This is a genomic window from Vibrio makurazakiensis (assembly GCF_050337375.1).
Lineage (GTDB): Bacteria > Pseudomonadota > Gammaproteobacteria > Enterobacterales > Vibrionaceae > Vibrio > Vibrio makurazakiensis.
Window position 1 is genome coordinate 1 of the sequence record NZ_JAKJSW010000063.1, and the last position, 21,684, is coordinate 21,684.

The window sequence follows — 21,684 nt, forward strand, 5'->3', positions numbered from 1 at the left end:
CCACGGTGCATTCGCTCATAGTGTGCGATTGTTTTGTTTAAGTATCGTAGCGCGGATGTGTGTTCATCTTTAGAAGCCGCTTGCCAAATTCGGCTGCCGACGTGATGAACTTCCTCTTGTGGCTTATTTGAGCTGTATGCATTTGTAGACAAAATGATTTCATAGAATCGGCGATTCTCTTCGATGATACATTCCGATTTTAATTCATGATCTAACTGGCGAAGCCCTTGCCTTACTAGGTACTGTTGGTGTACTGGGCAAAGTAAAAAATCGAGCAGTGCCTTTGGGTTTGCTTGGTGAATCTCGTTAACCAATTTATGGGTTAAGTCACCGCCGACTCCTGCAATGATGATTAGTTGTCGACCTTCAAATTGTGAAATCGGTAATTTTGCGACGTCCATACAGTGAACGTGCCATGTCGATTTTAGTGCCTCTGAAGTGATGCTATGTGTAACATCATACTCGCTATTTTCAGCATCTTCAGGCTTAGGAAAGAATTTGTGCAACTTAGCTTCTAATGTCTCCATCAAGCTTGGAACAATGTCGACGAAATGAATTTGAGGGGCTTTATTTTCTGCTAACAGCCGAACACCGAGAAAACCATGATCGCAGCAGCAGTCCCAAATATGAGTGTATTCATCGGTGACCAGTGATTCGATTTTTGATAGTCGCTTGCCCAGTTTCATCGTCGTGCCTAGCTTTGTCATACAGTAGAAAGGGGCGCATTGTATAGCTTTTGCTAAGAAATCGCGATGTGAATAAGTATTACGTAAAAATGCTCGCTTGCTCTATTTTTATCATGCTGATTTTATTGAATAAAACCAAGTTGGCTTGTGTTAGTCTTGACGGGCTGAAAGAGGCTTGAATTGAAAGCTACTGAGAATTAGGGATGATCATGACACCAGAACAACAGCAATTTCTAGATAACTATTTAGGCTCACTCTCCTCGCAAGAACGTGACGCCATTCCTCATATTATCGCTGAGCATTTTTGCGCTGATGAGTACAACGCCAATGAATGTGCACGGTTAATCGATATAGGAAAAAAAACAGCCTCATGTGGGCTAAAAGAAGGGTACGACATAGACCAGGAACCATTACCTAAAGTCGGTGGATTAACCCTTGTTCTTGATTGGCAGCAACAGCCTGTTTGCGTAGTAAAAATAACAGACGTTTCTATCTGTCCGTTTAATCAGGTGACACGTGAGTTTGCGGAGTCTGAAGGGGAAGGCGATGGTACTTATGAGTGGTGGCGTGAAGCTCATATTAATTTCTTCACCAAATATGCTCAGAGTGTCGGAGCTGCATTTGATGAGAACTCAGACTTGGTGCTAGAGCGTTTTGAAAAGGTATACCCACTTTAATTTAATGACCTTCTCTTAATGGCTTATCTAGTTATGGTCGTCATTACAGTACATAAAACTTAAACAAAAATGCCCACATTCATGTGGGCATTTTTATTAGATTAATTACCAAAAAGAGAACTAATCAAATTACTTCGCAAAGGCTTATAAAAGCTCTCTACTAAGCTTGTTTTTGTTGTTCAGCTTTACATACAGCAGCAGTAAATACTACGTCAGTCGAGCTGTTCAGAGCTGTTTCAGCTGAATCTTGAATCACACCGATGATGAAACCAACCGCTACAACTTGCATCGCTACATCGTTTGAAATACCAAACAGGCCACAAGCTAATGGGATAAGTAGTAGTGAACCACCTGCAACACCTGATGCACCACATGCTGAAACTGCAGCAACAAGGCTTAGCAATACAGCTGTCATGATATCGATTTCGATACCCATAGTGTGTACTGCCGCTAGCGTAAGTACAGTAATCGTAATTGCTGCACCAGCCATGTTAATCGTTGCACCTAGAGGGATAGATACTGAGTAAGTATCTTCGTCTAGTTTTAGCTTTTCACAAAGAGCCATGTTTACTGGGATGTTCGCAGCACTTGAACGTGTGAAGAACGCAGTAACACCACTTTCACGAATACACTGCAGTACTAGTGGGTATGGGTTTTGTTTTGTTTTTACAAACACAATCAGTGGGTTAACAACAAGTGCGATGATTAGCATCGAGCTTAATAGAACTGCTAGAAGTTGACCGTAGCTTGCAAGTGCGTCAAAACCAGTTGATGCGAAAGTAGAAGCAACTAAACCAAAGATACCAAATGGTGCTAGACGAATGATGAAGCGAACGATTTGAGAAACACCGTGGCTTAAGTCTTCGAATACCGCTTTAGTTGTTGCTGATGCGTGGTGTAGTGCAATACCAAGGCCGATTGCCCATGCAAGAATGCCAATGTAGTTCGCATTCACTAGAGCATTCACTGGGTTATCAACCAGTTTGAACAATAGAGTGTTAAGTACTTCAGCGATACCTTGTGGAGGGTTTGCGCCCTCAGCACCCGCTACAAGTGTCAACGTAGTTGGGAACATGAAGCTCAAAACAACGGCTGTTAGAGCGGCAGAGAAGGTACCAATTAAGTAAAGAACGATAATTGGACGCATGTGCGTGTGCTGGTTTTGTTTTTGGTTCGCGATAGAAGCAGCAACAAGAATGAAAACTAAAATTGGGGCTACAGCTTTTAACGCACCTACGAATAGGCTACCGAACATACCTGCATCTTTTGCTGTTTCTGGTGAGATGATCGCTAAAACGACACCCACAACGATACCAGCAAGAATTTGAAGTACGAGATTTCCGCGAGAAAAACGGGCAAAGATGTTGTTATTTTGCATAAAGATCCTGCAATTATTTGATTTTTATAGTTAGCCTAGTTTGATACTCAAACAAGCATTTCGACTATTCATTAGACGAATGGCCGCTATATTAACTAGATAATATTTTGTGTCTAGGAATAGTTTGTTTTTAGTTTAATTGTTTGCTCTGTATGTGGTATTTGGATTTAAATGTTAATTTTATGTCTATGGTTGCGTTAATGGAATGTCATCATTCTTGATTTTGGCTCATAAACTGACGTTATTTCGTCGGTTTTTAACTAGTTGTTTGGTGAATGTTTTAGGACTCCGAATACTATTTAGAGGTATCTCAAGCTAGTTAATTGATTGGTAACACAAAATGCAAAGCACTGTTTACATCGCCAGTCTAACTAACGTTGATGTTTGTTGGCGACATTCCACTGAGTTTCACTATGTCGGATAAGAAGCGGAGCACTCGGAGTAGAAAATATAACATTAGGGGGAGCGAAGGACATGCAGTTGGTTTTGTTTGTTCACGTAATAAAATCGCCCTTTAGACTGAGCCTAAAGGGCGAAAGTTAGCTTATATTCACTGATGAGGTATCAGTTAGCTGCCTTGTTTTATGTGACGGCTTTCTGCCTGTACGTTACGGTACATCTTAGATAACTGTTTATAGTGCGAGCGTTGTTCGGCGAGCGTTGCACCATTGCGAGCCTGTTCTCTGAGTAACTTTTGGTAGTTCTTAAAGCGCCTTTCGCTAAGGTCACCATTTTTAAGAGCAGCAACGACTTTACAGCCAGGCTCTGTTTCATGGTGGCAATCCGAGAAGCGACAGTTAAGAATTAAGTCTTCGATGTCAGAGAAAGTTTCACTTACGCCATCGGCACAGTCGGCTAATTGAAGTTCACGCATTCCCGGCGTATCAAGCAGCAGTCCGCCACTTTCTAGCAAGTGCAAAGAACGAGAGGTAGTCGTGTGACGACCTTTGCTATCGTCTTCACGTACGCCCCCGGTTTCTTGTTCTTGTTCGCCCAAAATTGAGTTCACTAAAGTCGACTTGCCCACACCAGACGAACCCATCAAGGCAACGGTCTTGCCTGTTTTACACCAAGGTGCGAGGGCTTTCACTGATTCTAAATCGAGTCCATTAACTGCTTCTATCATCAACATATTGTCGAGCTCTTGGACTTGCTGAATTTTGTTTTCAACATCGTCACAAAGATCAAGTTTAGTCAGCACGATAACAGGTTCAACTTGTGCTTCATTGGCTAATGCTAAGTAGCGTTCAATGCGGCTCAAGTTAAAGTCATGGTTGAGTGAAACCACGATAAACACTGTATCGATATTGGCTGAAATATATTGCTGAGAAACTTTACTACCTGCAGCTTTACGGCTGAACAGGGATTGCCTGTCTAGTAAGCGCTCAAATTGATGGTCAGCGTTTAATATTACCCAGTCTCCTACCGTCATAGCGGGTTGGCTATGATGAACCGGAAGTTGTATTTCGCCTTGTTCACTCGCGAGAATGTAGCCACTTCTATGGTGTGCGATAATTCGAGCCAAAATAGCGTGCTCGTAGTCTTCAAGTGTCAGTTGTTGTTGAAACGCAGGTTGCCATCCAAGTTGTTGTAATGTCATTGGATGAGAAAATACTGTTTGAGAATTCATTGTTGTTACCCCAGACGTGAGAGCTAAGAATATGATCTTATAAAGGCTCTAGACGTCAAAAAACGTTTGAGTTCGGGTCGAATTCGTAGATTTAGACCCCGGATAGATAGATACACCGGGTAAAAGAACGGAAGCTTTCAAGCCTAGACGGCTTAAAGTTAGGTAGGGTTACGCTAGTTTAGTCATGATTTCAGCGTTCGCTTTAAAGGCGAGGGTTCGCTGCAAATAATAAAGTACTACCTAGTTTATACGTGCGTTGCTTTTACTGCCGTGTATAGGTTCGTCATTACAATCATCTTGTGTCCTCCATAAATTTAATTCTTGGCAAGTCTAGCAGAAAGCAGCGACTTGGTGAAGTTATCGCCGCTTTCGTTTATGTATGGTCTAGTCAATGCCGATACAGTTACGCATGATTTAGTGGTGCGAGTGATCCATCTTCTTCATACCGCTCATCACTTTTTTGACAGGGACTTGAAGAGTTTGAACCTCACCGTTTTTGAATGTTAGCGTAAGGTCGATGTTCTGACCTTCATCCAAGCGCTTAGCAAGATTGAATAACATGATATGTAAGCTGCCAGGTTTCAGCTCTACATTACTGTTCGCTGGAATAGCAATTTGTTGAACTTGGCGCATTTTCATTACATCACCCTCTTTGATGACATCATGAAGCTCCACTTTACCTGCTGCTGGCGTTGTCGCTGAAACAAGAACACGTTCTTGATCGCTGTGGTTCATTAAAGTGGTGAACACTGCACTGGTCACTGCTGATGGAGGCATTGCACGAGCGTAGAGGTCATGAGCCATGACATCACTGTTTGCGTGAGCCAAAGGGGCTAGAAGTAGGCTAGCTAGGGCAAGAGCTTTGAGCTTCATGTTATTGTCCTTGGAGTCTTATTATTTTGTATTTTGGGTTTAGTTTTTGGGCTTATTCTTGCGATGAGGTCACTGTTTTGAATGCCTCAACTAATGGTGCCGGTGTTAATGTATGTGGCACTTTAGTCAGTAAGCTGCCGTCAGGCTTTAAGAAATAAAAATATGAGCTGTGATCAAGCGTATATCCAAGCTCAGAGTCTTCTAATTCTGTTTTGCGGAAAATCACACCGTAACGATGAGCTAGTGGCTTAGTGATTTCTAACGGCGCTGATAATCCTTCAATCATTGGGTGGAAATATTGTGCGTATTCAAAAGATGCGTCAGCCGCGTCACGTTCAGGGTCTAATGAAATAAACATAGGTCTTAGTTTCGCTTTTTGTGCATCATCAATTTGATTCAAAGCACCGGCCATCATTGCCAACGAAGTAGGGCAAACGTCTGGGCAACGAGTGAAACCAAAATAGACCACACGAATGCGTTCATCGTTTTGGTCGAAAATTGGAACTGCTTTCCCTTTTTCACCGTATAGCGTTGTTTGCGACATTTGCTGCTGTTGTTCTTGTTCATCGGCAGTTTTTGCTTGTTCGTCGACATAGCTTTTTACACCAAATCCGAGAGCAAAGGCGATAACCAATGCTAAAGACCAATTTTTACTCATCGTGCCATCCTTAATGCGGGTTTTACTGTCGTTACGCCATCGGTTAATTCACCAAGCCACGTCATAGTATCGAGCGTACATACTGGAAGAAGAATTTCGCCTTCATAGATACCGTCACCTACTGAATTTAGGCGGTATTTTGCAACGCCCATTTCCATCTCTAGGCCTCGTAAATCTAAGGCTAAGTTATCTTGTTTTGCGTTTGGCCATTCAACGCGAATTTTAGCTGGAACAAGAGGCTGGGTAACGTCACGGTCGAGAGTTATTTTCACTGAATTCTGTTCACAGGAAACTGTGGAGAGCATGCAGTAGTCGTCTAAGTTTACGGCTTCTGCAGACATTTGATGCAGTGACATCGACTCTTTTACGGAGGTTACGACCTGAGGGCCGTAAAACCCTGCGACTAATGCTAAGCCAATTGCTGACACTTTAAGGGCAAGATGCATGGGATTATCTTGTTCGAATTCTATAAAGTGGCGATATTATCATAAGGATGAATACGTGGTTGTATCAAAAGAAATTTTTGTGCGGGCAGTGGCTAAATGGTCGCTGAAACTTGTTACAAGGCGTTGCTATTGTGGATAAAAAATACGGAGCACTTGGCTCCGTATTTTTGTTACTAAATCAATTAAATGACGATTAAGAGACTTTGTCTTGGCTTTGCGCGAACTTCTCAAGGCCAAGGACTAGTGCAATGGCGGCTAACATCATGATCACCGCAAGTACGAGTTGAGAAGGTTGTGAAGTTACCGCTTCAAAGTCAAAAGGAGATAAGTTCTCTTGAATGAGGGGAACTTGTTCACCTTTAGAGTTTGTTCTCCAACTGATGGTTTCTTTCCAAGGCCAGATTTTTGGTAGGGTGCCAATCATCAAACCCGTTAAGAAAACTAAAGTGAAATCACGGAATGATTTTAGTAACCAAGATAATACGTGCGAAAACGTTAGTAGACCTAATATGCAGCCGCCAAGGAATAGGGCAAGAATATCAATTTGAAACCCTTTTACCGCGCCAAGTACAGGCGTATACATCCCGATTAGCAATAAGATGAAGCTGCCAGAAATACCAGGAAGGATCATCGCGCATATCGCAATTGCCCCAGCAAGCAGTACGTTAAGGCTCGTTGGTTCCATTTGTAATGGGTTGATGATGGTAATGCTATATGCGAAGCCGATGCYWAAAATCAGAAACCCCAATCGTGATAGATCGCGTTTTTCAATCTGCTTAAGAATGTGGAAAACGGAAACAAGGATCAGGCCAAAAAAGAATGACCATAGAGGGACTGGGTGAGTTTCAAGTAACCATGAAATCAGTTTAGCTAAGGTAGCAATGCTGGTTAAGACGCCGCCAAATAATGAAATAAGAAACAGGCCATTAATATGAGCAAACGCTGCCTTGAATCCTTCTCGTTTCCAAAGTCCTAATACACTTGGATTGATGCGTCGGATGCTTTCAAGAAGTGTGTCATAAATACCGGTAATAAAAGCGATTGTACCGCCAGATACGCCAGGGACAACATCGGCTGCGCCCATCGCCATACCTTTAAAGAATGTGGTTAAGTAGTTCATTGGTATATGTAATAGAGAATTATGACAAGCAGTATACAAATTTTATTGTCGAAAAAGTATGAATATGAAATGGCTAATAGCACTTACTCGATATGTATAGCAACTCAATGCATAGCGCTTTGCATTTTATTGCAATATGCATTCGCAATTTGCAAAATAAAAAGGATTTATGGGAGTTTTTTGCGATAAAGTGCTAAAAAACAGCTCTTTTAAAGTTGGCACGCATACTGCATTAGTAACTGTGACCCTTCTTAAGCCGAGGGTCACCTAGCCAACTGACGTTGTTAGTGAATAACATTTTTGTTCACAATATATATAAGCCAATTGCCCTTTTTGCGATTGGCTATTTTTTTGCCTGTAATAAATTCAAACCTCACAAAAACCACGTTACCTCTTTGATATTAAATGGATATGACAGTTGTTCATGGGATACGAAAGTTTCTAGAACTTACTTTTTAATGATCCAATTAGAGCTGTATAAATAGGATCACAAAATTCAGCTACTTCATTGTCTGAGTCAGACTCGTAGGTTGATGTCCACTCGATAAATGTTTGATCACTGTCGGTTATTGGATAGAGGGAGACTTTCCCCAAATAATTATCGACAGCATCTTTGGCTATTGGGCCTGGCCCATCATCAATCTGATATGTAAAAGTATGAATGTGAGCATCTACGCTCAGCAGTGTTTCTTGAAATGCGTCATTCAGTATGCGTTTTGCGCCTACTTGTGTTCCTGAGGCAGTTCCAACGATCTCTACTTTCGTAACGACTTGATCTGCCCATGCTAGGTCGTGGAAGTTGTGAATTGTTTCCCATACTTTATCAACAGGCGCGTTGATAACACTGGTGTTATAGCAGTGTCCCATAGCTTTCTSCTTAGCCCGAATGTATGCCTGCGAATAGTTCGCAACCTTGTATGTCGTTGGGCTATAAAAAAAGCCAGTCATTACTCTGAGGTAACAACTGGCTTAATCTTCCTAATTGTAGGCTAAATATTGACCTTGTTGGTCTTTGCTGCCCTTTTTAGTAGCCCATTAACTGAAGTAGGTTTTCAGCGGTACTGATGGCCTCTTTTCGATTCGCGATGTTCAGTTTTTGATACAGGTTTCTAATATGAGTTTTAATGGTTGTTCCTGCGACATCGAGTTCTTGCGCTATTTGCTCGTTACTAAAACCGGAATAGATAAGCCCTAGCACCTGCCATTCACGCTGAGTCAATGGGCTGGTGCGAACGAGCTCAGGGATATTTGGGTGGTTAACTAGCTTCTCGATAAAGTCCTCGTCGAAATGAACCGAGCGACTGCGTTGAGTTGTCGAAATATCTTTCATTATTTGCTGGGCACGGTGTCGTTCTAGATCGCCAAGTTCAAGCTTATTGCTGAGCTTTTCAAGTAGGTGACCAATAGTCGCGCCGTCAACCAAGAAATTACCCACCATCCCGGTTTGGTTGGTCATGTTAAGTGCTTGCTTTAGAAGCTCTCGCGCTTGCTCTTCATCTTTAAGCTGAATACAAAGTACAGATTCAACGATCAAGTTGCGGTTGGTGTCGGTTACTAAATTAGCTTTGCTTGCTTCAGCTTTCAGGAATTTAAGTGCGGCGTGTGCTTCTTCAAATTGCCCTAAGCCTATATGTGCGCGAACTATGTTTCGCCACTGAAGTTGGCAAAAGTGGTTGCTTGCTGATTCCGGTCGCACAGCGACTTCAAGCCACTCTTTAATCGCATCGGTGTTGCCTTTCATCTGCCAAAACAACAGCAAAGACAAAGAGGCGTTGGCTGTCCAGTCAACATGGTAAGTAGACTGACGTAATAGGTGTTGTATTTGTTCGATAAACTTGGCTGCTTTATCGAGCTCACCACGACCAATCGCAATCCTCGCAAGCATAGAATAGCTGTGCAGATGCTTACTTGGTGAGTGGTGACCTAAAATTTCTAGCCCTTTATAACAACACTCTTCTGCCTCGTCTAAACGGTTCCAGCACCAAAACACTTGAGCCCGGATACGTAGCAAGAATTCATGCAAAGGAACGTGTTGGAGTTGGTGGTCTTCAATGAGTTTGAATGCAGAGTCTTGCAACTCAAAGGCCGCTTGCACATACCCTTGAGCTATGAGAATTTCACTCTGCTGCAGAATTGCCCAGAGTGCCTGATGGTAAACCTGATACTGACGTGCGAGCTTTTCAGTTTGCTGCATCATTGGAAGCGCGCGGCTTAAATTCCCCATTACATGGTTAACTTCACCTACGACCGAAGTTGCCACAATACGACTGCGGTAGATATTCGTATTAAGTTGGCTGAGCGCCAATTCCGCTAACTCTAGCGCAGCTTCTGGTTGATTACTGTTAATTGCAACTTGAGCACGCAGCGCATTGTATTGACCTTGTTGTTGAGTATCTAAGGTGATTTCGCGTTTTTTATACTCATCTTCTGCTTCGGCTAGTAAGGTTCCCACTTGGTCATAGCGGTGTTGGCTTTGTGCTAACCATGCTCGAAGCATTGATAACTTAGGGTTGCTGTACAGTTGGTCGCGATTAAGTTGCTTAACGGCCATTTCAAGTGAAGACAACTCACCCTGGTTAAACATTTTCCAACCATAGTCATCAAGGATCTGAGCAATTAAATCCCCATTCTTTGCTTTCTGAGCATGACCTAATGCTTGATGTGGGGTGTCTTGTTTTAGCCAAGCATGAGCGGCATTACAGTGCAGTTCTTTTTCTTGCTGAGGAATTCTCGCTTGGCGTTCATGTGCCAAAAATTCAGCAAATAAATTGTGGAAGCGATACCAGTTATGTTCGCCTTCAAGAGGGTAAATGAACAAACCGTATCGGTTCAATGATTCGATCATACCTAATGCATCTTCGCGTTGAGTTAGTTCATACACTAACTCGTCATTGAAGTGATCGAGTACCGAGCATTGCATTAAGAAGTGGCGAGTCTCTTTGTCCAGTAAGTCAAAGACCTCTTCAACTAAATAGTCCCAAAGGTGCGCATGATTGAAGTGAGAAACTGATTCGGCTGACTGAGCCAAAGTACGTTTCTGGTGTTGAGCTTGCAACGCAATTAATTGAAGCGCAGAAGGCCAGCCTTCTACATAGTTTCTCAGGTTATCAGCGGTCACATCGTCAATTCCATCTGCGACACGTTGATTGAAAAATCGTGTGGTCTCTTCCGTATCAAACGCCAACAAGTCATTACCAATTTCGATCATAAGATCACGAACACGAAGGTTTGCAGTTCCTAGCGGAGGAGTCGCTCGGCTAGTGACAACCAGAGTCAAATTGTCTGGCATGTGTTTTAGGAAAAAACGCATGGCTTCGTGAATATCATCATTGGTGATCACATGATAGTCATCAAGAACGATGTAGCACTCTTGACTAAATTCACTCATTTCAGCAAAAACTTCGCTGAACAAGGAGTGAAGTGACGAGAACTGTCGTTTTTCTGCAAGCTTCTGTGAGTTTGGACAGGCGTTGTGAGTAGCTTTATTTAGAGATTGCAATAAGTAGTTGATAAAGCGAAAAGCATCGTTATCACTGTCATCAACGCTATACCAACCGACATTGGATTTATCGGTCAACCATTGAGCCGCCATGGTTGTTTTTCCGTAGCCCGCAGGTGAACGAAATAGCACCAATTTGTAGTAAGGGGCAGGTTGCAGAAGGTCTAAAACCTTTGGTCTTACTATGGCGTTATGCAAACGACCCGGACGGGTTAACTTTGACGGAATCCACATGTCGATAATGAACCTTATTTTTGACAATCGAATAATGAGGGACGAATTCCACAGCATTATTGTTCTTTGAGCGCATGTTACGTGAAGCAAAACTCTACAAACCATGATCGAGTTCTGAATTATTGGTCTAGCGCTTGTTTTGGAGTCTCTACGCCCTGTATTTGTGATTAACGTCACGCTTGGTCGGGTTTTATGAACGTGATGTTCGGTGTGTTACTACAGAAATTGATGAGAATTTAAGAAACAACTTAAATTATTTCGTGATCAATTCGTCAAAAATGAAGTTTGATAATGAGTCGATAAATTGAAAAGTCATCGTTTGTGGTTAGGTTATGCAACAAGGTGGTGTGATCGTAATCACCCCGAATGTGGGGAATCCATACGATGGTGAGAGTTGGATCACTAACTGGTACTGAGTACGCCCCCTACGCCCTCCCTTCTACTCCTTTAAAGGAGCGAAAGCAGGATGATGTTTAGTTAACGGTGACCATGCACGATATGTCACAGATGAATTAAAACAAAAAGAGAGATTTCTGAAATGAAAGCAACTCAACAAAAAAATTTCGATAAAGTGTCGTTCCAAGAAAGTGTTAAAAAACATTTATCTGCAACTTATGCAACTACGATTGAATCAGCGGATAGCCGCGCATGGTACCTAGCAATGGGGCGTGCGTTAGCAGAGCTAACAACTTTCGATATGCTTGCAACAGAAAATGACGAGAAAATCACGAACGCTAAAAGCGTAAACTACTTGTCACTAGAATTTCTAATTGGTCGATTGACAGGTAACAACCTGATCAGCATGGGCCTATATGAGCAAATCACACACGCAATGGAAGAGTTAGGTCAAAACCTGACTGATCTTCTTGAAGAAGAGCGTGACCCATCGTTAGGTAATGGTGGTTTAGGGCGTCTAGCGGCTTGTTTCATGGATTCTTGTGCCGCTCAAGAGTTCCCAACTGTGGGCTATGGTCTGCACTACGAGTACGGTCTATTCAAACAATCTTTCCGTGATGGTCATCAGCAAGAAGCTCCAGATGCATGGCGCGGCGTAGAAGGTTATCCGTGGGAAATTGCTCGCCCAGAACTAGCGCAGCACATTGGTTTCTACGGCCATGTAAACGTTGAAACTATTGACGGAAAAGAAGTACGCACTTGGGTTCCGGGCATGGAAGTAAAAGCAATGCCTTGGGATTTACCTATTGTAGGTTACGAGTCAAATACGGTTTACCCACTGCGTCTTTGGGAATGTCAGGCGATTGCCCCTTTCTCTTTAGCAAGTTTCAATAACGGCGATTACTTTGAAGCGCAACACTCACTGATCGATGCTGGTAACATCACTAAGGTACTGTACCCGAATGATAACCATGAAAAAGGTAAGACACTGCGCCTTATGCAGCAGTACTTCCATTCAGCTGCGTCTATCCGTGACATCCTGCGTCGTCACGAAGCTGCAGGTCATACGCTAGCGTCTCTTCCTAAATACGAAACCATTCAGTTGAACGATACGCACCCAACTATCGCGATTCCTGAGTTGATGCGTATTCTGATTGATGAGAAAGGTTTAGGTTGGGATGAAGCTTGGTCTATCAGTTCGAAGACTTTTGCTTACACGAACCACACACTCTTACCAGAAGCGCTAGAGACATGGTCAGAGTCGCTAATCCAACGTCTATTACCTCGTCACATGGAAATAATCTACTACATCAACCACTTGTTCCTGCAAGAAGTTCGTAAAAAGTGGCCTGGTGATGTCGCTAAGCAGCAAAAACTTTCTATTATTCAGGAAGGTTTCCACCGCATGGTACGCATGGCTAACCTTTGTGTTGTTGGTTCGTACGCAGTTAATGGTGTAGCTGCACTTCACTCTGCTTTGGTTAAGCGTGACCTATTCCCTGAGTTTGATGAACTGTATCCGAACAAATTAACTAACGTTACAAATGGTGTAACACCACGTCGTTGGTTGAAGTTCTGTAACCCTGCTTTATCAAGCTTGATTACCGATAAAATCGGTTCTGAGTGGCCTGCGGATCTAGACCAATTACAACAGATTGCTAAGTACGCTGACGATTCAAAATTCCAGAAAGAATTCATGGCAGTGAAGAAACAAAATAAGCAGCGCCTTGCTGATTGGGTTTCGGACAACATGGGCATCGAGTTAGATACTAACGCCATTTTTGATGTGCAAATCAAGCGTCTTCATGAGTACAAGCGTCAGCACCTAAACATGCTGCACATCTTGTCTTTGTATTACCGCTTGCTGAATGATCCTGACTTCGATATGGCGCCACGCGTTGTTTTCTTTGCAGCGAAAGCCGCTCCTGGTTACCACCTAGCGAAAGAGATCATCTACGCAACGAACAAGATCGCAGATAAAGTGAATAGTGACCCACGCATTGGCAACAAGCTGAAAGTTGTATTCATGCCTGATTACCGCGTAAGTATGGCGGAAATCATCATTCCAGCGGCTGATGTTTCTGAGCAAATCTCGACGGCAGGTAAAGAAGCGTCGGGCACGGGTAACATGAAAATGGCTCTTAATGGTGCATTAACCATTGGTACGATGGATGGTGCAAACGTAGAGATCCGTGAAGAAGTGGGTGATGAAAACATCTATATCTTCGGCTTGGATGTTGATGGTGTTGAGGAAACTAGAGCGAATGGCTACAACCCATTCGACTACTACAATGCTGATCACCTATTGAAAGCTTCAATGGATCTTCTACTTACTGATGAGTTCACCCCAGGTGAACCGGGTAAGCTACGTGCAACATTCGATAGCCTATTAGATGGCGGCGACCCATACCTATGTCTTGCTGATTTCGCGTCTTACGTGAAAGCGCATGAAGATATGGGAATCCAGTACCGTGACCAGGCTGGTTGGGCGAAGAAAGCGATTCTAAACACAGCGTTAGTGGGTAAGTTCAGTTCTGACCGTTCTATCCGTGATTACGTAAATAACATTTGGAAACTAGAAGCGGTAAGCCGTTAATAGTCACCATAAGCCAAGGCAGAGAACCTGTCTTGGCTGCATTGATTAAATTGAAAAACCCTACAAGTTTAGAAGGCGAAAGCAGTGCCTTCGGAGAGAGCGATGAAAGAACAAAACGTATTAAAACAAGTCGCAGAAATGGCGAATATTGCCGATAGCTATGTCAGTGCGTGGGGCGATGAAGCTGCTGTATCTGAAGAAACGATTCTTCACCTACTAGCGTCGCTTGGCTATGACACCACTAATGATGAAACTTTGCTTAAATCGGCAGAGAAAAAACACAAGAAAGACGTATTAGACCCAGTCCTTGTTGTTCGTGATGATGAGCCAGTAGAGGTGGCACTGAACCTAGGTGTCAGTGCTCGTGAAAGTGAGTTTAGCTGGCGCTTAGAAACGGAACAAGGAGAGGTACTTGAAGGCTATCTTCAGTCACAAGTTGTTCGTGATGAACGAGCTGAGGGTGGCCCTTTAGTGTTTGAACTGCCAAGTGATTTGGCGTGGGGTTACCATAAACTCATCGTGACTCGTAAGCGTCGTAAAGCGCCATACACGATGACATTAATCAGAACACCGCAAGCGTGTTATAAACAAGATTCCATTAACGAAGGTAAAAAGCTATGGGGCCCAAGTGTCCAGCTATACACACTTCGTACTCAGCATAACTGGGGCATTGGTGACTTTGGCGATCTAAAACAATTGGTCGCAGACATTGCTTCTCGTGGTGGTGACTTCGTCGGTCTTAACCCTATTCATTCTTTGTTCCCAGCTAACCCAGAAGGTGCGAGCCCATACAGCCCATCTTCGCGTCGTTGGTTGAATATTCTCTACATCGATGTGAGTTCTGTTCCTGAATTCGCATTAAGTGCAGAAGCGCAGCAAACTGTTGGCAGCGCCGAGTTCCAACAGCGTCTACAAAAGGCGAGAGAGGCTCACTGGGTTAATTATTCTGAAGTTGCTGAATTGAAAATGAGCGTTCTACCGCTTCTTTTCGCCGAGTTTAAAAAACGTCACCTAGATAAGAATAGTGACCGCGCACATGCATTCTTAGCATTCGTGGAAGAAGGCGCTCAAAGCTTGGTTCACCAAGCTGCTTTTGATGCGCTGCATACTGAGCTTCATAACGAAGACAGTAGTGTTTGGGGTTGGCCTGTATTCCCAGATAAATATCGTAATTTTGAAAGCCAAGCGACTCAGAAATTCATCAAAGACAACCAAAGTAAAGTACAGCTTTACATGTACTTACAATGGATTGCTGACTGCCAAATTAATGATGCTCAAGCCCTAGCTGAAGAAAAAGGCATGTCTGTTGGTTTGTACCGTGATTTAGCAGTAGGTGTTGCTGACTCTGGCAGTGAAACCTGGGCTGATGAAGGTAGCCTAGTGATGGATGCGAGCATTGGTGCTCCACCTGATATTTTAGGCCCTCTTGGTCAGAACTGGGGCTTACCGCCACTTAATCCTGATGCGCTAAAAGAGACCAGTTACGAGGCGTTTATCCAACTGCTGCGCGCAAACATGAAACATTGTGGTGCACTGCGTATTGATCACGTACTTGGATTGCTTCGCCTATGGTGGATACCAAAAGGAGAGAACGCAACTAAAGGGGCGTATATCTACTATCCTGTGAAAGATATGCTGGCAATTCTGGCTCTAGAATCACACCGTTACCAATGCAGTGTGATTGGGGAAGACTTAGGTACAGTGCCTGATGAAATTGTCGATATTTTGGCTGATGCTGGTGTTCACTCATACAAAGTATTCTTCTTCGAAACTTCAGAAGATGACGGTGGCTTTATTTCACCAAAGCACTACGCGCAGCAGTCGATGTCAGCATTGTGTACTCACGATATGCCAACACTCCGAGGTTTCTGGCATTGTGATGATTTAAAAATGGGTGAAGAGATTGGCTTATACCCAGATGCAGCGCAGCTTAACGCGTTATTCGATGATCGTTTAGAGTGTAAACAAGGTATTTTAGACTCAGTGGCATGGCATGGTTTCTTACCTGAAGGGGTAGGACGTGACGCAAGCCAAGTACCAATGGATTCTCACCTTGCTGAAGCGCTTCAGCTGCATGTGGCTGCGGGTTCTTCTACATTACTGAGTGTTCAGCTTGAAGACTGGTTGGAAATGGATAAACCAGTAAACATTCCAGGAACGGTAGATGAATACCCGAACTGGCGTCGTAAACTGTCCATGAATTTAGATGAGCTATTCAGTCATGATGGTGTAAATCGTATTTCTAAACGATTGACCGAAGTTCGTGCGAAAGCTGGTGAATAGTCATTATTTGTGAATGACTTACGGGATGAGTTGACCCAAACGACACATAGTTTCTTATTGTTGCATAAGAAACTATGTCCTTGGTCACTCAATCCCAAGCTTTCGTCGGGTAAAATGAACCGTCGTTATATTGCCCGCACTTAATAGCGGGCATTTTTGTATAGTATTTTTTGGATGTTTGGTTAGGGAGAAAGGTTTTGGAAACAAGTGCGATTTCAAAGCAAAAACAAATATATACCCAACTGTCTCAGGCTTCGTTTGCTGACCCGTTTTCATTTATTGGTCCGTATATTCCTTCTGAGGAAGGTGCATTACGGGTGTGGATCCCCGGTGCAGATAAAGTTGAGTTAGTAATAGATAACGAACCTCGTGTAGAGCTAGAACGCGAAGGTGAAAGTAGTTTTATTCTAAAACAACAACGTGACCTACGTTTTACCCATTATCAGCTTGCTGTTGACTGGGCGGGTGTCGAACAATTATTAGATGACCCATACCAGTATCATGAATTGTATGTTGGTTACGATGAGCTGCATACACCAAAAGATATGTACCATCACATGGGCTCTCAGTTCATCACTTTAGAACGCGACGGTAAAAAGATATCGGGCACGCGTTTTCTTGTTTACGCTCCGCATGCCACAGCTGCAAGTCTAGTCGGAAATTTCAACGACTGGGATGGTCGCCGCTACCCAATGCAGCGTCTTGACTACGGTATCTGGGGCTTGTTCATTCCTAACTTGGAAGAAGGCGCTCAATATAAATTTGAGCTAAAAGGACCAAACGGTGAAGGGCTTCCACATAAGGCTGACCCTTGGGGTAGCTATTCGGAGCAGTACCCATCCTTTTCTTCAGTGACTTACGACCATAGCCGATACAACTGGCAAGATAACCAATGGCAGCAACGGTCAGTGACAGAAAAGCGCAAAGAAGCGCTGTCTTTTTATGAATTGCATGCTGGTTCGTGGAAGCGTAATGCAGAGGGTGAATTTTTAAACTATCGTGAACTTGCTGCTGAACTGATCCCATACCTGACCGAGCTCGGCTATACCCATGTTGAGTTAATGCCAGTGTCAGAGCATCCGTTCTTCGGCTCTTGGGGATACCAGCCTGTTGGTTTGTTTGCTCCGACCAGCCGTTTCGGTAGCCCAGATGACTTTAAATACTTTGTCGACCAGTGTCACCAAGCCGGTTTAGGTGTCGTTCTTGATTGGGTTCCTGCGCACTTCCCATCAGATGATCACGGCTTAGCGAACTTCGATGGCACACCACTATTTCACGATCCAGATCCACGCCGTGGTTGGCACCAAGATTGGAATTCTTACATTTACGATCTTGGCAAAGAGCATGTTCGCCGTTTCTTAGTTTCAAACGCGCTGTATTGGTTCGAACAGTTCCATATCGATGGTATTCGTGTTGATGCCGTTGCTTCTATGCTTTACTTGGATTACTCACGCAGCCATGACCAATGGATCCCAAATGTCGATGGCGGTAACGAGAATTACGACGCGATAGTGACTTTGAAGTGGATGAATGAAGAAGTCTACAAACACTTCCCAAATGCGATGACAATAGCTGAAGAGTCGACGGCATTCCCAGGTGTATCTGCACCAACATTTATGGGCGGTTTAGGCTTTGGCTTTAAATGGAATATGGGGTGGATGCACGACAGCCTCTCTTATATTCAAGAAGATCCGGTTAACCGAAAATATCACCACGATACCATCACATTCCCGCTTGTTTACGCACATAGTGAAAACTACGTATTATCGCTTTCTCATGACGAAGTGGTTTACGGCAAAGGTTCTATCCACAATAAAATGCCGGGTGATGAGTGGCAGCAAACAGCTAACCTACGTGCTTATTTAGGTTATATGTACGCACAGCCGGGTAAAAAGCTGAACTTTATGGGGGCAGAATTTGGTCAGACTGCTGAGTGGAATCATGATGATCAACTGCAATGGTTCTTGCTAGATTATGAACGTCACCAAGGAGTTCAAAACCTAACGAAAGACCTAAATCATATGTACCGCGATCAACCTGCAATGCATGACCTAGACTTTGACCCTAAAGGTTTTGAGTGGCGTCTTCAAGATTCTGCAGAAGCGAGTGTTTTAGCGCATGAGCGAATCAGTGAAGCGGGAGAGCGCATTCTGGTGGTATCAAACTTTACCCCAGTACCTCATGATTCGTTCCGTTTAGGTGTTCCTGTTGAAGGGACATATCAATTGATATTGAACACTGATGCGGCTCAGTACAACGGTAGTGACTACCCAGTAAACGCGATTGCAAAAACTGAGACGATACCAAGTGAAGGGTTGGAGCAATCTCTAGCATTGAAACTCCCACCGCTTTCAACCGTGTTTTACAAGCTCAATAAATAGAGTTGAGCCAAAAAATATAAAGGGAGCCTAGTGCTCCCTTTTTTATAATCAACTAATGACTTTATCAGTTGATCGTACGGAAACTTCTGATGTAGCTCTCGTTTCTTTATTTACGCCAATACTCACATTTACTAACGGTACGTTGTTCTGTAGTGTGGCTAATAGTGTTGCACGTTTTTAAGGTACTTTTATGTTGGCTAATTTATCAATAGGAACAAAAATTCGCTTAGGGTTTGGTATATGCCTTATCTTTTTCGCGGTGTCTGGTTTTGTGAGTTACAAAGGAATGGTGAAAGCGTCGGACAATTTTCGACACTTTGGTGAATTATCAAATGAATTGACGATGGTTGGTCGTATTCAAGCAAACTTTTTAAAAGCCCGTATTAGTGCTAAGAATTACCTGGCTACACATGATCCGTCAATCGTTGAAGAATATGACCAACGTATGGCACAAGCCGTATCGTTGACTGAACAAGAGATACTCCAAGCAAAAGCTGCGGAGCGTATCGACATTTTGAAAGAAATGAAGGAAGAACTAAACAGTTACGACAACAGTTTTAAGACCTTGGTCAAGGACATTAAATTGATTGATCAAGCAACTTACGTTGAAATGGCTGCTATTGAAAAGAAAGCACTTCATGATATTGAAGCAGTTATAGAACAAGCGCATAAAGTGCGAAATTCCGATGTTGAATATTATTCAGCACAGCTATTGGAAAAATTCTTATTTGCAAAAATTTCAATTTCAAACTTTTTGCATAACGAGAAAGATAATCCGTTTACCAAATCACGTGCTTATTTTGAAACAGATTTACCGAATTTAGAGAAGAAAGTTGTTGAATATACGACAAGTGAATTAACTCGTAATTTGATCGATGACTTCACTCAGCAACGACTTAAATTTGCTGAATCATTTGAGAAAGTCGTAAAACTTCGTGATGAAGAACATCAGCTACGAGTAAACCTAGAAGAAGCCGGCCATCACTTAGCGAAAGAAATTGAACAAGCAAAACTGTTATTAGTGACCGAACAGAACAGTCTTATTCCTCAGCTTCAAAAAAGTAAAGAGCGTACAATTTTTATTATTATTGCTCTGGCAGTATTGGCTATTTCAGTCGGTACTTTGTGCGCCATTCTTGTTAACCGATCCATTACCAAAGGCATTGAACAAGTTAAAGTGATCTCTAGCGAACTGGCTAAAGGCAACTTGTCTATAGATGTTGTTGTGGAGAGTAAAGATGAAATTGGGTCGTTGTTAGAAAACATGCGCGAAACCATCGTATCGTTGCGCGATATTGTATCTGAAGTGAATGGTTCTTGTGAGAAAGTGGGAGAAATGTCGGAAGAGCTTTCGATGATCACGACGACCACCAATGATTCTTCAATGGCCCTTCAGGAGGAAATGGAACAGATTTCAGCGTCGATCCATGAACTATCGATCAGTACTCAAGAAATTTCATCGAATGCAACCAGTGCTTCTCAGTTTAATGACGAAGTGACTTCAAATGTGACATTAGGTTTGAACGAAGTCGAAAAAACATTGGTTCAAATCGGTGAAGCTGAAAAGCAAATGAATGCGGGCTCTAAGCAGGTAAAAGAACTGTACCAAGAATCGATGAATATTGGGTCTATTTTAGAAACGATTCAAGGTGTAGCTGAGCAAACTAACTTGCTGGCGCTGAATGCTGCAATCGAAGCTGCTCGAGCTGGTGAGCAAGGAAGAGGTTTTGCTGTGGTTGCCGATGAAGTTCGTACTCTGGCACAGCGAACTCAAGACGCTACGGGGCAGATTGAAACTTTAATTCGTTCACTACAAAGCGGTGCAGAGGCAGCGATGAATGCGATTTCACGAAGCCATGAAACCGTAACTGGAGCAGCAGTCCAAGTGAATAGTGCTTCAAGCAACCTGCAATCGGTAAACGGTACTGTGACTGCGCTAAGTGATATTAATATTCAGATAGCAGCAGCGGTAGAAGAGCAGAGTATGGTCACCAATGGTGTCAGTGAGAATGTGACAAAAACCAACAGTATTAGCCGTGAGAATAGCCAGTCTGTTGATACTATTTCTACTTCTGCCCAAGAGCTATCATCAGTAGCGCACCATTTAGAAACACAAATGAAGCGTTTTAAGACCTCGTAAGTAGGTATTTTAAAATCCAAAAAAAAACCAGCTTATAAGCTGGTTTTTTTACATATGTATTACTCGTCGTATTGAGCGAGAAGAAGTACAGAACGCCCGAGCACTCTTTCGAGAATTGCTCTATGTTTAGATCCAAAATGTTCTTCTAACAAGTTTTCAAACTTCTTAAAGCCTCTTGCATCTATTGGTGAAGGTGAAGATAGAGAGGCTGTTCGAAGCTTCAATTCAACAATATGTTGAAACGTTTTTTCTTTCATAGCTTCATCCCACGAACTAAAAAAAGCATCTTCACTTTCAAACGTAAGCGGTTTGACTAATACGGGATGCAATCGATCTTTTAGGGCTAATGAGAAATCCCCAGAACTTGGATAGTAACCTTGTAGGGTTGATTGGGTTATATTTAACTCTTTACTTAACCGAGTATAGGTGACGGCAGTAATACCTTCTTCCCAGAATATGTTAAGAATTTCTGCATTATATTTTTCTAAATTTTCTGCTTTTTGTTGTTGTGTTATACGCGCCACTTTATCTCCAAGTCGAATATCTTCATTTAGTCTTTGAGACGTCATTGTCAATTGTGGGCCAAGTACTTTTGTAGATATTACGAGATTTACCGCTCGTAATTCTTCGTTAGAGAAAGTATTGATGGCTTGAACCCAAGCTCCCTAATTTTTCTTATGGTATGCC

Annotated in this window: 15 protein-coding genes; 5 read left to right on the forward strand and 10 right to left on the reverse strand. The window is 42.9% G+C overall.

The genetic code is table 11. The annotated features are described in order from the left end of the window. The coding region (locus L4C33_RS09380) for a tRNA (adenine(22)-N(1))-methyltransferase (RefSeq protein WP_428812174.1) at positions 1 to 686 on the reverse strand (686 nt) is incomplete at its 3' end. 209 nt (positions 687 to 895) lie between these two features. On the opposite strand from L4C33_RS09380, the gene L4C33_RS09385 reads away from it, so the two are divergent. Beyond that, on the forward strand, positions 896 to 1,363 hold the full coding sequence (locus tag L4C33_RS09385; protein WP_428812175.1) for an ASCH domain-containing protein: 468 nt from the start codon (positions 896 to 898) through the stop codon (positions 1,361 to 1,363). A gap of 160 nt (positions 1,364 to 1,523) precedes the next feature. On the opposite strand, the gene sstT is transcribed toward L4C33_RS09385, so the two are convergent. From sstT to malT, 8 genes are all read right to left on the reverse strand, one after another. Then, positions 1,524 to 2,741 (reverse strand): serine/threonine transporter SstT, encoded by a 1,218-nt coding sequence (gene sstT, locus L4C33_RS09390; protein ID WP_428812176.1) that lies wholly within the window; start codon positions 2,739 to 2,741, stop codon positions 1,524 to 1,526. Positions 2,742 to 3,309: 568 nt separating this feature from the next. Next, a complete protein-coding gene (gene rsgA / locus L4C33_RS09395) occupies positions 3,310 to 4,371 on the reverse strand; it encodes a ribosome small subunit-dependent GTPase A (protein ID WP_428812177.1) in 1,062 nt (353 codons plus the stop codon). Positions 4,372 to 4,785: 414 nt separating this feature from the next. Continuing rightward, positions 4,786 to 5,244: a copper chaperone PCu(A)C gene (locus L4C33_RS09400; protein ID WP_428812178.1), complete on the reverse strand. Its 459-nt coding sequence runs from the start codon at positions 5,242 to 5,244 to the stop codon at positions 4,786 to 4,788. Between the two features lie 52 nt (positions 5,245 to 5,296). After that, entirely contained in the window at positions 5,297 to 5,902 is a 606-nt protein-coding gene (locus L4C33_RS09405) for an SCO family protein (RefSeq protein WP_428812179.1), read from the reverse strand. Next, entirely contained in the window at positions 5,899 to 6,348 is a 450-nt protein-coding gene (locus L4C33_RS09410) for a hypothetical protein (protein ID WP_428812180.1), read from the reverse strand. The genes L4C33_RS09405 and L4C33_RS09410 overlap by 4 nt, the downstream gene beginning before the upstream one ends. 193 nt (positions 6,349 to 6,541) lie before the next feature. Further along, on the reverse strand, positions 6,542 to 7,468 hold the full coding sequence (locus L4C33_RS09415) for a polyprenyl-phosphate transporter (protein WP_428812181.1): 927 nt from the start codon (positions 7,466 to 7,468) through the stop codon (positions 6,542 to 6,544). Between the two features lie 441 nt (positions 7,469 to 7,909). Continuing rightward, the gene (locus L4C33_RS09420; protein ID WP_428812182.1) at positions 7,910 to 8,335 is read right to left on the reverse strand and encodes an SRPBCC family protein; all 426 of its coding nucleotides are present in this window, start codon (positions 8,333 to 8,335) and stop codon (positions 7,910 to 7,912) included. A 157-nt stretch (positions 8,336 to 8,492) separates the two neighbouring features. Then, complete coding sequence (gene malT, locus L4C33_RS09425) at positions 8,493 to 11,201, reverse strand: HTH-type transcriptional regulator MalT (protein WP_428812183.1); 2,709 nt, start codon at positions 11,199 to 11,201, stop codon at positions 8,493 to 8,495. 538 nt (positions 11,202 to 11,739) lie between these two features. Here malT and L4C33_RS09430 point away from each other — a divergent pair. The 4 genes from L4C33_RS09430 to L4C33_RS09445 all read left to right on the forward strand — a co-directional run bounded on the left by L4C33_RS09430 (position 11,740) and on the right by L4C33_RS09445 (position 20,997). After that, entirely contained in the window at positions 11,740 to 14,193 is a 2,454-nt protein-coding gene (locus L4C33_RS09430) for a glycogen/starch/alpha-glucan phosphorylase (RefSeq protein ID WP_428812184.1), read from the forward strand. Positions 14,194 to 14,295: 102 nt separating this feature from the next. Next, positions 14,296 to 16,476 (forward strand): 4-alpha-glucanotransferase, encoded by a 2,181-nt coding sequence (malQ, locus tag L4C33_RS09435; RefSeq protein WP_428812185.1) that lies wholly within the window; start codon positions 14,296 to 14,298, stop codon positions 16,474 to 16,476. Between the two features lie 197 nt (positions 16,477 to 16,673). Continuing rightward, a complete protein-coding gene (glgB, locus tag L4C33_RS09440) occupies positions 16,674 to 18,857 on the forward strand; it encodes a 1,4-alpha-glucan branching protein GlgB (RefSeq protein ID WP_428812186.1) in 2,184 nt (727 codons plus the stop codon). Between the two features lie 190 nt (positions 18,858 to 19,047). Further along, the gene (locus tag L4C33_RS09445) at positions 19,048 to 20,997 is read left to right on the forward strand and encodes a HAMP domain-containing methyl-accepting chemotaxis protein (protein WP_428812187.1); all 1,950 of its coding nucleotides are present in this window, start codon (positions 19,048 to 19,050) and stop codon (positions 20,995 to 20,997) included. 59 nt (positions 20,998 to 21,056) lie between these two features. Here L4C33_RS09445 and L4C33_RS09450 read toward each other — a convergent pair whose 3' ends face one another. Beyond that, positions 21,057 to 21,566 (reverse strand): hypothetical protein, encoded by a 510-nt coding sequence (locus tag L4C33_RS09450; protein ID WP_428812188.1) that lies wholly within the window; start codon positions 21,564 to 21,566, stop codon positions 21,057 to 21,059. Positions 21,567 to 21,684 lie beyond the last annotated feature (118 nt).

Excerpts from the sequence above, each read along its gene's own strand:
- L4C33_RS09385 (WP_428812175.1), top strand. The coding sequence starts at position 896 with ATGACACCAGAACAACAGCAATTTCTAGATAACTATTTAGGCTCACTC.
- sstT (WP_428812176.1), bottom strand. The coding sequence starts at position 2,741 with ATGCAAAATAACAACATCTTTGCCCGTTTTTCTCGCGGAAATCTCGTA.
- rsgA (WP_428812177.1), bottom strand. The coding sequence starts at position 4,371 with ATGAATTCTCAAACAGTATTTTCTCATCCAATGACATTACAACAACTT.
- L4C33_RS09400 (WP_428812178.1), bottom strand. The coding sequence starts at position 5,244 with ATGAAGCTCAAAGCTCTTGCCCTAGCTAGCCTACTTCTAGCCCCTTTG.
- L4C33_RS09405 (WP_428812179.1), bottom strand. The coding sequence starts at position 5,902 with ATGAGTAAAAATTGGTCTTTAGCATTGGTTATCGCCTTTGCTCTCGGA.
- L4C33_RS09410 (WP_428812180.1), bottom strand. The coding sequence starts at position 6,348 with ATGCATCTTGCCCTTAAAGTGTCAGCAATTGGCTTAGCATTAGTCGCA.
- L4C33_RS09420 (WP_428812182.1), bottom strand. The coding sequence starts at position 8,335 with ATGGGACACTGCTATAACACCAGTGTTATCAACGCGCCTGTTGATAAA.
- malT (WP_428812183.1), bottom strand. The coding sequence starts at position 11,201 with ATGTGGATTCCGTCAAAGTTAACCCGTCCGGGTCGTTTGCATAACGCC.
- L4C33_RS09430 (WP_428812184.1), top strand. The coding sequence starts at position 11,740 with ATGAAAGCAACTCAACAAAAAAATTTCGATAAAGTGTCGTTCCAAGAA.
- malQ (WP_428812185.1), top strand. The coding sequence starts at position 14,296 with ATGAAAGAACAAAACGTATTAAAACAAGTCGCAGAAATGGCGAATATT.
- L4C33_RS09445 (WP_428812187.1), top strand. The coding sequence starts at position 19,048 with ATGTTGGCTAATTTATCAATAGGAACAAAAATTCGCTTAGGGTTTGGT.
- L4C33_RS09450 (WP_428812188.1), bottom strand. The coding sequence starts at position 21,566 with ATGACGTCTCAAAGACTAAATGAAGATATTCGACTTGGAGATAAAGTG.